Genomic DNA, 577 nt, shown 5'->3' on the forward strand with positions numbered 1-577 from the left:
CTTCCTGGTCATCGACGCGTACCTGCGCTACGGCAGGATCGTCCCGGAACTGGCCGGCATCACCCTGCTGGTGCTGGTCGTGATGGCCGTCTGGATCGGTATCCAGCCGGTCCGCCTGAAACGACTTGTCGACGGGACCGCGCGCCGGCGGGTCCAGGTCGAGACCAGGGCCCTCCAGGTCACCCGGGTCTGGCGCACCGCGTACGGACTCACCGTCCAGCGGCCCGGCTACCGCTGCGATTTCCGCTGGGACGCGATCGCCACCTTCGCCGCGACCCGGGACCGGCTCTACATCAAGCCCTGGGGGGAGAGCGCCATCGCGGTACCGCGACGTGCCGCACCCGACCGGGTCGACAGGATCACCGCCGCGCTGCGGCAGTACGTCCCCGAGACCAGCTCGCCGCGCTGAACCGCGAGCCCTACCGCGTGCGGGCGGTCGGCTGCCAGGCGACGCCCACCGCGTAGCCCCGCGGGCCCTCGACCTCCGCGACCCGGAAGACGGTGGACGCGCCTTCGACCCGGCCCGTCCCCGCACCGATCCGGACCAGGGCGACGTCCGCGTGGCGCCCGTGTCGGC

At 73.1% G+C, this 577-nt stretch carries 1 protein-coding gene; it reads left to right on the forward strand.

What is annotated here, in order from left to right; all coding sequences use genetic code 11:
• A partial coding sequence (locus BN358_RS27095; RefSeq protein ID WP_198018502.1) for a hypothetical protein occupies positions 1-409 on the forward strand: 409 nt, incomplete at its 5' end.
• Between the last annotated feature and the right edge of the window lie 168 nt (positions 410-577).

Source organism: Sedimentibacter sp. B4, assembly GCF_000309315.1.
GTDB classification, from domain to species: domain Bacteria; phylum Bacillota; class Clostridia; order Tissierellales; family Sedimentibacteraceae; genus Sedimentibacter; species Sedimentibacter saalensis.